This is a genomic window from Zobellia sp. 1_MG-2023 (assembly GCF_030549125.1).
Taxonomy (GTDB): domain Bacteria; phylum Bacteroidota; class Bacteroidia; order Flavobacteriales; family Flavobacteriaceae; genus Zobellia; species Zobellia russellii.
Genome location: NZ_JAUOSY010000005.1, coordinates 277,208 through 290,578 on the forward strand (window position 1 = coordinate 277,208; position 13,371 = coordinate 290,578).

General features: G+C 38.3%; 13 protein-coding genes. 5 read left to right on the plus strand and 8 right to left on the minus strand.

Annotated elements, in window-relative coordinates; genetic code table 11:
• Positions 1-140: 140 nt before the first annotated feature.
• From Q4597_RS12825 to Q4597_RS12850, 6 genes are all read right to left on the minus strand, one after another.
• A complete protein-coding gene (locus Q4597_RS12825; RefSeq protein WP_215441947.1) occupies positions 141-695 on the minus strand; it encodes an RNA polymerase sigma factor in 555 nt (184 codons plus the stop codon).
• Positions 696-721: 26 nt separating this feature from the next.
• Entirely contained in the window at positions 722-940 is a 219-nt protein-coding gene (locus tag Q4597_RS12830) for a membrane or secreted protein (RefSeq protein ID WP_215441946.1), read from the minus strand.
• 84 nt (positions 941-1,024) lie between these two features.
• Positions 1,025-1,783, minus strand: coding sequence for an anti-sigma factor (locus tag Q4597_RS12835; RefSeq protein WP_303406493.1), 759 nt, complete (start codon positions 1,781-1,783; stop codon positions 1,025-1,027).
• A 4-nt stretch (positions 1,784-1,787) separates the two neighbouring features.
• Positions 1,788-2,354: an RNA polymerase sigma factor gene (locus Q4597_RS12840; protein ID WP_215441944.1), complete on the minus strand. Its 567-nt coding sequence runs from the start codon at positions 2,352-2,354 to the stop codon at positions 1,788-1,790.
• 210 nt (positions 2,355-2,564) lie between these two features.
• A complete protein-coding gene (gene murB / locus Q4597_RS12845) occupies positions 2,565-3,581 on the minus strand; it encodes a UDP-N-acetylmuramate dehydrogenase (protein WP_303406494.1) in 1,017 nt (338 codons plus the stop codon).
• Positions 3,581-4,771, minus strand: a complete 1,191-nt coding sequence (locus tag Q4597_RS12850; RefSeq protein WP_303406495.1) for a pyridoxal phosphate-dependent aminotransferase — start codon at positions 4,769-4,771, stop codon at positions 3,581-3,583. Before Q4597_RS12850 ends, murB begins: the two co-directional genes overlap by 1 nt.
• Positions 4,772-4,911: 140 nt before the next feature.
• Between Q4597_RS12850 and Q4597_RS12855 the strand changes: the two genes are divergently transcribed.
• Positions 4,912-6,240, plus strand: a complete 1,329-nt coding sequence (locus Q4597_RS12855; RefSeq protein WP_303406496.1) for a PDZ domain-containing protein — start codon at positions 4,912-4,914, stop codon at positions 6,238-6,240.
• A 46-nt stretch (positions 6,241-6,286) separates the two neighbouring features.
• On the opposite strand, the gene Q4597_RS12860 is transcribed toward Q4597_RS12855, so the two are convergent.
• Positions 6,287-6,673 carry a DUF1573 domain-containing protein gene (locus tag Q4597_RS12860; RefSeq protein ID WP_215441941.1) on the minus strand — a complete coding sequence of 129 codons (387 nt, stop codon included), beginning with the start codon at positions 6,671-6,673 and terminating at the stop codon, positions 6,287-6,289.
• 198 nt (positions 6,674-6,871) lie between these two features.
• Here Q4597_RS12860 and Q4597_RS12865 point away from each other — a divergent pair, with 198 nt between their 5' ends.
• Positions 6,872-9,502, plus strand: a complete 2,631-nt coding sequence (locus Q4597_RS12865) for a valine--tRNA ligase (RefSeq protein ID WP_303406497.1) — start codon at positions 6,872-6,874, stop codon at positions 9,500-9,502.
• Between the two features lie 27 nt (positions 9,503-9,529).
• On the opposite strand, the gene Q4597_RS12870 is transcribed toward Q4597_RS12865, so the two are convergent.
• A complete protein-coding gene (locus tag Q4597_RS12870) occupies positions 9,530-10,369 on the minus strand; it encodes a zinc-ribbon domain-containing protein (RefSeq protein WP_303406498.1) in 840 nt (279 codons plus the stop codon).
• A gap of 181 nt (positions 10,370-10,550) precedes the next feature.
• On the opposite strand from Q4597_RS12870, the gene Q4597_RS12875 reads away from it, so the two are divergent.
• The 3 genes from Q4597_RS12875 (at position 10,551) to Q4597_RS12885 (ending at position 13,352) form a co-directional block, all read left to right on the plus strand.
• Positions 10,551-11,120, plus strand: coding sequence for a TetR/AcrR family transcriptional regulator (locus Q4597_RS12875; protein WP_215441938.1), 570 nt, complete (start codon positions 10,551-10,553; stop codon positions 11,118-11,120).
• Positions 11,121-11,413: 293 nt separating this feature from the next.
• Positions 11,414-12,007, plus strand: a complete 594-nt coding sequence (locus tag Q4597_RS12880) for a hypothetical protein (RefSeq protein ID WP_303406499.1) — start codon at positions 11,414-11,416, stop codon at positions 12,005-12,007.
• Positions 12,008-12,083: 76 nt separating this feature from the next.
• Complete coding sequence (locus Q4597_RS12885; protein ID WP_303406500.1) at positions 12,084-13,352, plus strand: sterol desaturase family protein; 1,269 nt, start codon at positions 12,084-12,086, stop codon at positions 13,350-13,352.
• Positions 13,353-13,371 lie beyond the last annotated feature (19 nt).

Below are 13,371 nucleotides of genomic sequence, written 5' to 3' on the forward strand. Positions count from 1 at the left end.
TAGCCGTGCAGCACCCATGTTAATGGACTGTTTTTGCTTTGGTGTAATTTCTAATTATCTGGTAATTAATATAATATCCTTCTTAGTTGAAAGAATACAGCTTTCAGGTTTAAAATAGATTTAGGATAGGGGTGAGGAGGTTATTTTTTTTGGATAATCTCGGCCAACAGCTTTTTGGCCCTTAGAAGCTTAACCTTAACATTGTTTACAGGTTCGTTAAGTTCTTGTGCAATATCTGCGTAACTTAACTCTTTAAAATACCTAAGGTTAATAACCTCTTGGTAGTGCGGTTTAAGTTTTTTTATATGCAAAAGAAGGCTGGCCAGATTTTGTTCCCGTATTAACTGGTCCTCGCCAGATGGGGTATCATCCAATACTTTCTTGACCGCGTCCTGATTGCCATCCGTTTCTAAGCTTTTCTTGCGCTTTCGAATAAGGTCTACGTGTATATTTTTTGAAATGGTGATAAGCCAAGTTTTGAACTCATACTCGCTTTTATACGTGTTGAGTTTGTCAAAAGCTTTAGAAAAAGTTTGTACGGTAATATCTTCTGCGTCATTCTCGTTTTCTGTGCGTTTGAGCTGAAAGCCGTATACACTGTTCCAATAGGTGTCCAACAATGTACTGTAAGCTATTTGGCTGCCCGAAAGAGCTTTTTTTATTGTTACTTGTACGTTGTCATCGGCTTTGGCCAAAAGAAGATAATTTGAGAATGAAAGTTTTAAATTGAGGATTGAAGGTTTGTATTGTCTTCGTTTCTACAATCTTGTTCGCTAGGCAATTTGCCGCACATGCCGCATGCTTGGCCGTCTTGATTTAAATAAGGACTTTGACTTGCACAAGTGCCTGCAAATTTCCCATCTTTTTTAGCCCAGATTTTAATGGCTATTCCTGCAAATCCCAAAGCTAATAACCCGATGGTCAATAAAATGAGTTTCATAAAGATTATTTTGGGACAAAGATATAAAAATAAGCCCCGAAATGGAAGTTTCGAGGCTTAATGATATCTTAAATGAGCAATTGCTTAGTATGCAATATTCGCTACAATATTTTCAACGGTAGGGCTTTGGTTCCCTCCTTGAGGTTCAATGGTAATATAACTAATGGCATCCTCTGCATAGGGTAATGCCAATAGTTTTTCTTGACTATTAGCTTCCTTTATAATACCAAGGTTTACCATTTCGCCGTTAACCTCGGCCCACATTTGGTAGCACTGGTCTTTTGGCAAATGAGGTAGCTTTCTTACATTAATATAAGAAAGTCTCTTTACTGGGTTTATATACGCCACGGCCTTTAGTTCTTTGGCTTTTCTATTGCCCTTAACATTCACCTTTTTTGTTTCTGGGTTCTGAAGAACAATAAATTGGTTTCTTACATCTTCCAGTTGAGCACGCATTGTTTCTTCTAAATCGTCAATTTTATTATTAACGATAGAGTTCTCTTCTTCTAGGCTTTGATTTTTGTCCCAGAAGAAATAGGATGCGCCCGCAGAAACCAATACTGCAAAACTAGCGGCAACCGCCATACGGTAAAAGTTTCTTTTGAAATTGGATTCTTTGTTAATGCTCTTAAGAATTCTCTTTTTAAGGTCTTCTGGAGCTTTAACGGCATACAGTTTTGCATACGTTTCCAAGTTGTCTTGCAACTCTTCGTAGGTTTCCCGAACTTCTGGGTACATAGACAAGTAGCGTTCTACCTGCAATGTTTCTTCGGTTGTAGTAGTCCCTAAAAGATAGCTTTCCAATAAATCGGAATCTAAAAATGATTTTATCTTTTCTTTCATGGTATTAGGATATCAGGTTTAATGATAACACCAACAGTAACGTAGGGCCATATATTTTTTTGAGTTCCCTGAGCCCGATTTTAAGTCTAGATTTGATAGTTCCCAGCGGAATATTAAGCTCATCGCTCGCTTCCTGTTGTGTCATACCCTCAAAAAACAGGGCGTCTAACACAATTTGGTATTTGGTTTCTATCTTATCCAGATTCTCACGGACGTCCATAAACTCTGGTCTTGTACTGTTGACGCCTAAATTATATACGTCAGAAACATCAATTTGGATTTCCTTATCACTTTTTGTATTGACACTTCTTAATTTATCTATAGCCGTATTACGTGTTATACGAAATAACCACGTAAATAGTTTGGCTTTAGAGGAATCGTAAGAGTCTGATTTTTTCCAAATTTTTATGAAACTTTCCTGTAGGACATCCTGTGCCAATTCCTCATCGCGAACTACCTTATTGGCTACCCCCAAAAGCGTATCGCCGTAATGTTCGTACAACAGTGAAATAGCTTTTTCATCTCTTTCCTGAAGTAGTTCTACAATGTGCTTTTCAAGTAGTGTACTCATGTTTTATTTCCGGTCACGAAAAAAAATGAATGTTTGGGCATCCAATTTAGTTGGTAGTACCGTATATGTTTAAACGCTAATTTATAAAATTGATTTTTATATAGGCGTATTCAAAAATATTAATAATATAAATGTGCACTTGGTAACTGCACATTTAATTTTTGGTTAGTTTGGTTTGGTATAGCCCCCAAGATTTTCTTTGGGGGTTATTTATTTTATGATATTTACTTCCGGCGCTATTTCAATACCGAATTTTTTCTTTACTTCATCAATTATTCTGAAGGCTAAATCCAAAATTTCCTGACCTGTAGCGTTTTCATGATTAACTAGTACCAATGCTTGATTTTTGTGTACCCCGGCATCACCAAACCTTTTTCCTTTAAAACCACACTGTTCAATAAGCCAACCAGCTGGTATCTTGTAGCTGCTATCCGTTACTTTATAGGATGGGGCCTCTGGGTTGGTAGCAATAAATTGGGTGTATTCTTCTAAATTAATCACCGGATTTTTGAAAAAACTGCCGCTGTTGCCCAAAACTGCAGGATCGGGCAATTTACTTTGCCTAATGGCTATAACAGCATTTGAGATGTCTTTTATTGTTGGGGTTGAAATACCCATTTTTTCAAGTTCGGATTCAATAGCGCCATAAGAGGTGTTCTTCTTATGGTTGGTTTTGCTCAATTGAAACGTAACCGAGGTGATAATATACTTTCCCTTTCCTTCATTTTTAAAAAAAGAGTCGCGATAACCAAATTTACAGTCTTCTTTTGAAAAAGTTTTTAGGGTTTGAGTTTTAATATGCATGGCTTCGCAGGAAACAAAACAGTCTTTTAGTTCAACGCTGTAGGCGCCAATATTCTGAATAGGTGCCGTACCCGTGTTACCGGGAATAAGAGACATGTTTTCTAATCCGCCATAGCCATTGTCCAACGTCCATAACACCATTTGGTGCCAATTTTCGCCGGCCATTACTTTGAGGAGAACATAATCGTCCTTTTCTATTAGAATCTCTTTGCCTTTTAGATTTATATGTAATACCAATGCATCAATATCATTGATGATTAACATATTGCTTCCGCCGCTAAGAACAAATTTATTTGGGTATTCATCAAGTTGGAGCGCTTCTTTTAGGTCTTCTAAACTATTGATTTCAACAAAGAACCGCGCCTTGGCATCTATTCCAAAGGTATTGTAGGGCTTAAGGGATATATCTTTTTTAACCTCCATTACGCTATATAACTTTTTAGCGCCTCCTTTAGTATGTTAACCGCTCTCTTTAAGTTGTCTTTGTCCAGAACATAGGCAATTCTTATCTGGTTCTTGCCATAACCTTCGGATGCATAAAACCCTGCGGCAGGTGCAATCATTACCGTTTCATTGTTCAGTCTAAAATCTTCTAATAACCATTGGGCAAAATCATCTGCATCTGTAATGGGTAATTCCGCAATGCAATAGAAAGCCCCTTGAGGTTTGCCTACTTTTATACCTTCAATTTTTTCAAGTTCTTCAATAAGCAAGTTTCTACGGCCTACATATTCTTTTTTTACATCGTCAAAATAGCTTTGCGGAGTTTCCAATGCGGCTTCACTCGCAATTTGAGCGTAGGTAGGGGGCGATAATCTTGCTTGGGCAAATTTTATGGCCGTCTTAATAACGTTCTTGTTTTTGGTAACCAAGCAACCTATACGTGCGCCGCACATACTATATCTTTTACTTACGGAATCGACTATTATAGCATGCTCTTCCAGTCCTTCTTCCTGTAAAATAGAGTAATGTTCTGCTCCGTCATAGGTGAACTCTCTATAGACTTCGTCGGCAATTAAGAAAAGGTCGTGCTTTTTAACTATTGCCGCCAATTTTTTAATTTCTTCCCTTGTGTATAAATATCCGGTAGGATTGCCAGGGTTGCAGATAAGGATAGCTTTGGTCTTGGGGGTAATTAACTTCTCGAATTCTTCAATGGCCGGAAGGGCAAAATTAGAATCGATATGGGATATAACAGGAACCACTTTAACCCCTGTAGCGGTAGCAAACCCGTTGTAATTGGCATAAAAAGGTTCAGGAATAATAATCTCATCCCCATTATCGGCAATACTGCCCATTGTAAACGCCAAAGCTTCTGAGCCACCTGTAGTTACAATAATATCATTTGCCCCTGCATAAATGTCGTTTTTGGCATAATAGGCGGCAAGCTTTTCACGATATTCCTCAGACCCTTCGGTACGGCTGTATGCAATAACATCTAAGGTGTTGTTTTTTACGGCATCTAAAGCTACCTGAGGTGTTTTTATATCGGGTTGACCTATGTTAAGGTGAATTACATTAACGCCCTTCTTCTTAGCTTCTTCCGCATAAGGAACCAACTTTCTAATAGGCGATTCGGGCATGGAAAGCCCTTTTTGTGATACTACTGGCATATATAAGCAATTTTGCTGCAAAAATGAGGAAACCAAACGAGAAAACCATGCGCGTTGGGAAAACGTTTATTTGTCTTTTGTTAAAAAAGGGAAGGTGTATCTGAAAAAATCGTAAATTATAGAAGGAAATATGAAAAAAGTTGAACAAGCTGCTTCTACATATCATATTCTTTCTCATGTTGCTTTCTTCTTCGGTAATGGCACAGGGCTTCAGTTTGCCTGAAGGTCAAAAGTCCGAAAAGATTAAGTTTCAACTCATCAACAATCTTATTGTAGTGCCTATTGAAGTTAACGGAACGGAACTTTCTTTTTTGCTGGATTCCGGTGTAAGTTCACCCATACTGTTCAATATCTCCGAAACGGATTCTGTGCAAATAAACCATGTTTCTGAAATTACGATTAAAGGTTTTGGTGATAATGTTCCCATTAAAGCGCTGGTGTCCGAAAAAAATCAATTTCGCTTAAAAAATATATCCAACGAGAATCAGAAACTCTTTGTGGTAATGGATAAGAGCATAAATTTTTCTACTTCCTTGGGGATTCCTGTTCATGGTATTATAGGTTATGACCTTTTTAGGGATTTTGTTGTAGACGTCAATTACATTAAAGAGCATATCCGTTTCAGTAACCCGGATACTTATGTGTACCGGGAAAAGAAAAATACTGAAGTCTTACCACTGTCCATTAGGGCTAAAAAGGCCTATTTGAATTCCGAACTTTATTTAGGGGAGGAAGATGAACTTTCTGTAAGGCTCCTTTTGGATACCGGTAGTAGTGATGCCCTATGGCTTTTTGAAAGCGATTCTATAAACGTACCTGACAAACATTATGACGATTTTTTAGGAAAAGGGCTTAACGGTAATATTTATGGAAAACGAACCAAGGTTAATGGGTTAAGGATAGGCCGTTTTTTGTTGAATGATGCCAAGGCAGCTTTTCCAGATAAAAATTCCTTTAGAGAACTCACAAACTTGGTGGAGCGCAACGGTAGTTTGGGAGGTTCGGTTTTAAAAAGGTTTCACGTGGTCTTTGATTATCGCCGCAATCGAATAATTCTACGAAAGAACTCTAATTTTGATAAGCCGTTTAAGTACAACTTATCCGGCCTAGATTTACAGCATAATGGTATACGTTATATTGCCGAAAGTATAGCAGATGACCGTGGTGTGGTTTATAGTGATAAAGCTGAATTTGGCAATGTGCAATTGCTTTTTGAAAACCAGACCAGACTTAGCGTTGCACCGGAAATAATAGTGAGTGCCATTAGGGCGGGTAGCCCCGCATATGAAGCCGGTTTAAAGGAAGGTGATGTTATTTTGGCGGTAAACGGCAAAAGAATTCACCGTTACAAGCTTCAGGATATCTTGGAGATGATCAACGAAAAGGAGGGTAAACGTATTAAGTTATTGATAGAGCGCTATAATTCCGATTTGCTTTTCACCTTTGTGCTTAAAAACATGCTAAAATAAAAAGACCCGGTCATAGCCGGGTCTTTTAGTTAATTTTCTAGGAAGTTTATTTGCCTTCGGAGGCCTTTACTTCACCTTTAATTTTTAGAACCTTTGTAGGTGTGTCCGCATTGGAAATAACCGTAATGGCCTTTCTAATAGGGCCTACTCGGTTAGTATCATATTTTACTGAAATTTCGCCCGTTTTGCCTGGTAAAATAGGCTCTTCAGGTTTTTTAGGAATGGTGCAACCACAGCTAGAGCTTACTTTGCTTATGATCAAAGGCGCCTGGCCGGTATTTGTAAATTCAAAAACACGAACACCATCGGATCCTTTTTGAATTTCACCGTAATCAACGGTCTCGGATTTAAATTCGATTTTTGCCGCTTTGTCCTGTGCGGTTAGGGATAATCCCATTAGGCCTACAAATAATACGAGTACTATTTTTTTCATTTTGTTAAATTTAGGGAATCTCAAAAATAAATCTTTTCAGATGAACCTCCAAAATTCTTTTGTTATCTGTTAACGTTACTTATTTTTGTTTCGTATTTAAAACTAGGCAAAATTGCCATAAACTATATATAACGTAACTTCTTATTTCGGTCTTTATTGTTATGACCGTCATTCCTTAGACAAAAACCGTTCCAAAATATGGATATCCCTTCTAAATATGAAGCCTTAAAAGCTGAAAGCCACTGGTATGACTACTGGATGGAGCACGACTACTTTTCATCTACGCCAGATGAAAGAGAGCCATATACTATTGTAATTCCTCCGCCAAACGTAACCGGAGTGTTGCATATGGGGCACATGCTCAATAATACCATACAAGATGTATTGATTAGGAGAGCGCGCTTAATGGGTAAAAATGCATGTTGGGTACCGGGAATGGACCATGCATCTATCGCTACCGAGGCTAAGGTGGTGGCCAAGTTAAAAGCAGAAGGTATAGACAAGGCGGATTTAAGCCGAGAAGAGTTCTTGAAACACGCCTGGGAGTGGACGGATGAATATGGTGGGGTCATTCTTGAGCAACTCAAAAAACTAGGTGCTTCCTGCGATTGGAACCGTACCAAGTTTACCATGGATGATGACATGTATAAATCTGTCATTAAAGTGTTTGTTGATTTGTTCAATAAAGGTTTGATTTACAGGGGGCACCGTATGGTGAACTGGGACCCGGAGGCGCAAACAACCCTATCTGATGAGGAAGTAATCTATGAGGAAAAACAAGGGTTACTTTATTATCTTTCGTACCCGATTGAAGGTTCCGAAGAAAGGGTAACCATTGCTACTACTAGGCCAGAGACTATTTTGGGAGATACGGCTATCTGCATTAATCCTAACGATGAACGCTATCGTCATTTAAAAGGAAAAAAAGTGGTTGTGCCTATTTCTGGTAGGGTGATACCTATTATAGAGGATGAGTATGTAGATATTGAATTTGGTACCGGATGTTTAAAAATTACTCCGGCCCACGATATCAATGATAAAGCCTTAGGTGAAAAGCACAATCTTGAAACCATAGATATCTTCAATGCCAATGCCACCTTAAATTCTTTTGGTCTGCATTACGAAGGTAAAGACCGTTTTGTGGTTCGGAAAGAAATTACCAAAGAGCTGGAAGAAAAAGGGTTTTTAGTAAAAAAGGAGAACTATGTAAACAAAGTAGGTACTTCTGAGCGTACCAAGGCCGTAATTGAACCACGTCTTAGCGATCAGTGGTTCTTGAAGATGGAAGAATTGGTTAAACCCGCTATTGATTCCGTGCTTAAAACGGAAGAAGTGAAGTTTTTTCCAAAGAAGTTTGAGAATACATACCGTCATTGGATGGAAAATATTCGCGACTGGAATATTTCGCGTCAATTGTGGTGGGGGCAACAAATACCCGCGTTTTACTTTGGTGACGGACAAGAAGATTTCGTTGTTGCTGAGACTAAAACGGATGCTCTTAAATTGGCACAAGAAAAGTCTGGAAATGCCAATTTGACAGAAGCAGACCTAAGACAGGATGAAGATGCGCTGGATACTTGGTTCTCTTCATGGTTATGGCCAATAAGTGTTTTTAACGGCATTTTGGAGCCGGATAATAAAGAAGTCAACTATTATTATCCAACCAATGATTTGGTGACAGGTCCGGATATTATTTTCTTTTGGGTAGCTAGAATGATTATTTCGGGTTACGAATATAGAGACGAACGCCCTTTTCAGAATGTATATTTTACGGGGTTGGTACGTGATAAGCAGCGTAGAAAAATGTCTAAGTCGCTTGGAAATTCACCCGATGCACTTAAATTAATAGAAGATTACGGGGCAGATGGTGTTCGTGTAGGGCTTCTGTTGAGTTCCGCTGCGGGTAATGATTTGATGTTTGATGAAGATTTGTGCCAGCAAGGAAAGAATTTTGCCAACAAAATATGGAACGGTTTCCGATTGTTGAAAGGCTGGGAAATTGCAGACTTGCCACAACCTGAAGCATCAAAATTGGGTATTGAATGGTACAAGGCCAAGTTCAATAAAACTTTGGCAGAGATTGAAGACCACTTTAGCAAATACCGTATTTCCGATGCTTTAATGGCCATTTATAAGTTGGTTTGGGACGATTATAGTTCTTGGTTGTTAGAAATCATTAAACCGGATTATCAAAAGCCAATTGATAGGATTACCTATGAGGCGGTAATAGATATTTTTGAACAAAACCTTAAGTTGTTGCACCCCTTTATGCCTTTCCTAACAGAAGAGGTTTGGCAGCACATTACGGAACGTACACCTGAGAATGCATTGGTAGTGGCGCAATGGCCAAAAATGCAAACAGTAGATGAGGCGTTAATAGAAAGTTTTGATATAGCTGCGGAAGTGGTATCCGGCGTTAGGAACATTAGGAAGGAAAAGAACATTCCAATGAAAGAGAGTTTGGAATTAATGGTTCTAAACGAAGGAAATTTAGCGAAAACTTGGGATGTGGTCATTGAAAAACTGACAAACGTAGCTGAGGTTTCCTATGTAGATGCTACGGTAGATGGAGCTTTGTCTTTCCGTGTAAAAAGTAACGAATATTTTGTTCCCATGAGCGGTGCAATAGATGTTGAGGCCGAAATCAAAAAGATTGAGGAAGAACTTAAATACACCAAAGGGTTCTTAAAATCTGTAGAAAAGAAGCTTTCCAACGAACGTTTTGTGAGCAACGCACCGGAAAAGGTTATTGCTATAGAACGCCAAAAGCAAGCAGATGCCGAAGCAAAGATTGAAACTTTAGAGAAAAGTTTGGCCAGTCTGGGTTAAGCTATGTAGTATCATAATTGCAGCCGGTTATTCTAGAAGTAGGGTATCCGGCTGTTTTGTTTTGGCTAGGCTAAGGCTGTCATTGCCATAGAAGGAAAGTAGTTTGTACTTGTCCGCAAAACGTCCTCCAATGTCTTCTTGGTTGGGAGTACGAACCAATACGGTATTCCATTTACCTTCAACCCCAACGTAAAGCTCGCTAAATTGCTGGCTTTTATCGATTTGAAAAATACAGTCTTCTACAATATCTAAGATTTCTTTTCTAAATTCGGCTTTGACCTTTTTAATATCCTTTATTTTTAAAAGTACTAAGAGTTTACTTTGGTTTTGTTTGGTAAAATAGGCAATGTTCTCGGTGTCTATTCCACTTACAATATCATAATCTACACAGGCTTTTAAAGAAGCGGAGATGGAGTCTCTTTCTTTGTGAACTAATTGGGACATCTTTTTTATATCGGCATCCAATAATTCTTTCCTAGGGTCTATTGGTGTCACTTTTGCTGATTCTCCAGAACGGCTATAGACCCCATAAAGTGATATGGAAAATACAATTACGAAAAGTACGGTTATAACCAAGCACCCGCAGCCATGCCATAGTGGTCTTTTTACGGGATTGGTGCTGTTTTCTACTTCAAAACTTTTTAGCATTTGCGGTGTAAATTCTGCAAATGAAAAGCTCTTTTTGCAATGGCTACATTCGGCAATATGTTTTTTGAATAGGGGGAAGAGTGGAATCCAGAATACATGAAAATAAGTGCCGTAAGTGCTAACGGTAAAAGAATCTTGGGATTGGCAATAAGAACAAGTAGTTCTTTTTAAATGGCGTTCTTTTATTTTACTGGAGCGTGTTCCGAAAAAGAAAATCATAGGTTTGTTTTAAAGGTGTAGCGTGTGGTTGTAATAACCTGTGGTTATCAATTAACGACAAAGTTATGAGGTAAATTGTAGTTTATTCTCCCTGTATTCAGTGATTTATAACCCCTTTTCAGGCATAGGTCTATATTTTTTAAAATGAACATATATTCATTTTAATTGCTATATTAGTAATGTGAGAGTTAAAGATGATACCAAGGTCAATACGATTTTTGAGGCAACTACGCAGTTGACTTCCGAATTGGGGTTGAGTAATCTCACCATGTCATCCATAGCTAAAAGGGCAAAGATGGCATGCGGAACACTCTACATCTATTTTGATAGTAAAGAGCAACTATTGAACGCGCTTTACAAGCACTTACTGTTAAGTGGGACATTTTCTATGCTTCCGTCTATTCAGCATTTTCCTTTAAAAAAACAGTTCTCCGTAATTTGGTCAAATGTTCTTCAGTTCCGTGTTTCCAATAGTTCTGAGGTTGTTTTTATGCATCAGTTTAGATATTCGTCATTTGTTTCAGAGGAAACGAGCAAGCTGGACGAGCAATTTTTAAACTTTATCAGGGGGTTGCTCGATAGAGGAAAACAAGAATTGATTATTAAAGATATAGATAATGGTTTGCTGGTTCCGCTGTTGTATGGCTATGCCAATACTCTAGCAAGGCAATTGGTGTTAGATAGGACGGAATTAACCCAAGAGAAAATAGAACAATCGTTTCAGGTGTGTTGGGACGCTATTAAATCTTAAATTTTTAACATTTATAAGTGAACTAATATTCATTTATAAAACGTATATTGTAATGTCTTAACAGTGTAATTGACATCAAAAATTAGATTATAATAGCTCCATAGTCTTACTTGGATACTTATTATTTGAGATTGTCTAATCTGCTTAAGTCATTGGAGGCCCCACTGGTCATGATTCTTTTTTGTTCCCCCACTTTATGGCTTCGGGGTCCTTCTTTTACAGTTGATAATTTTTAGCGCTCGTCCGTTAAAAATTCAGTTTTCATGTTTATATTTAGGTAAAACCAGCATCACATGAAAAAACTAACATTTGTAACAGCTCTTTTGTCTATTTCCTATGTGACTTCGCAAGAAATTAAGACTGAAATTTTATCGCCGGAAATTCAAATTAAAACAGCAGTTCTACCGGCTCCTGAGGCAGATAAGGAGGCGGCCATGGTTTACGGGTACGACCCATCTGGAAATTTGGTGGTTTTGAGGGAAGGCACTAATAATTTAGTATGTATAGGAGATGACCCTACAAAAGAGGGTGTTAGTGTAGCCTGTTATTCCAAGGCGTTGGAACCGTTCATGAAGAGAGGGCGGGAATTAACAGCGGAAGGAAAAAACACAAAAGAAAAAAGGGAAATTCAAGGCGCTGAGGTTGCAGCGGGTGAATGGCAAATGCCCATAGTGCCCAGTATGCTCTATATTTATTATGGCAGTGATGAGGCCTATGACAAGCAGACTGGAGAATTGGGTGATGGGCAGTATAGATATGTAATTTATACTCCGTTTGCTACAACAGAATCTACGGGGTTACCTTCAAAACCTCATGAAAAAGGTATGCCATGGCTTATGGATCCGGGTACTTTTAGAGCCCATATCATGGTAGGGCCGTTCAATTAACAACATAGGGATGAAACCGTAAAGGGATTCATTTTATTTGCGATTGTACAACTTATGAAACTTAAATACTAAATAGGTGGAAACGTATGCCCAGGCACTTTTGTACGCTATTCCCTTTTTTGTGGTGCTTTTGGTAGTTGAGATAGCTTATGGTCATTTTGTAAAAGATCAGAAGCATAAAGTAATGGATTCCGTTTCTAGTATTAGCTCAGGTTTTACCAATATCATTAAAGATACTTTAGGACTAGGGTTTATTCTGGTCACCTACCCTTTTTTGTTGGAACATTTGGCCCTGTTCAAAATGGAAAGTACTTGGGTTGTATGGTTGGTGGCTTTTGTAGTTATTGACTTTGCGGGGTATTGGAACCATCGGCTTAATCATAAAATAAATTTTTTCTGGAATCAGCACCTTATTCATCATAGTAGTGAAGAGTTTAATTTGGCATGCGCTCTGCGTCAGTCCATTTCTAATTTAATAGGTTATTTTCCTTTGCTTTTGATTCCTGCGGCTATTGCAGGTATTCCTAATGAGGTTATAGCAATTCTTGCACCCGTTCACCTCTTTGCGCAGTTTTGGTATCATACGCAACATATTGGTAAAATGGGGTGGGCCGAATACATTATTGTAACTCCCTCTCAGCATAGGGTGCACCATGCGATTAATCCGGAGTACATTGATAAAAACTTAGGACAAATACTTTGCGTTTGGGACCGTTGGTTTGGTACTTTTCAGGAAGAATTAGATAATGTTCCCCCTCAGTTTGGAGTGTTGAAACCGGCCGGGACATGGAACCCCATACCTATTAATTTTCAGCATCTATGGCGATTGATACAAGATGCTTGGCATACCCAAAATTATTATGATAAAGTCCGCATTTGGTTTATGCCAACGGGTTGGAGACCTGAGGACGTCAAAAAGAAATTTCCTATAGAGGGTATTGTGGATGTTTACGGGTTTACACGTTATGAAACACCGGCATCTACAGGGTTAAAACTGTATGCCGTATTTCAATTGATTGCTACTACCTTATTTTTATGGTTTATGTTCTATAATTTTTCTGAGATAGGGGTAAGTGGTCTCTTGCTGTTTGGATTTATAGTGTTTACAGGTATTTATGGATATACGACATTAATGGACCGTAAAAAGTATGCGGTTTATATAGAATTGTTTAGAGGGGTATTTGGCTTGTTGTTCATTCTATTCACGAAGGATTGGTTTGGGTTGAACGGTTATTTGAATTTTGGAAGCTGGCTGGTGGCCCTCTATTTTGTTGTTACCATTATTTCTGGATTTTATTTTACTTACTTTGAATCCGTGGTTTCTGAACAAAACACAATCGCTTAAATTTTTTTGAGAGGAAGAC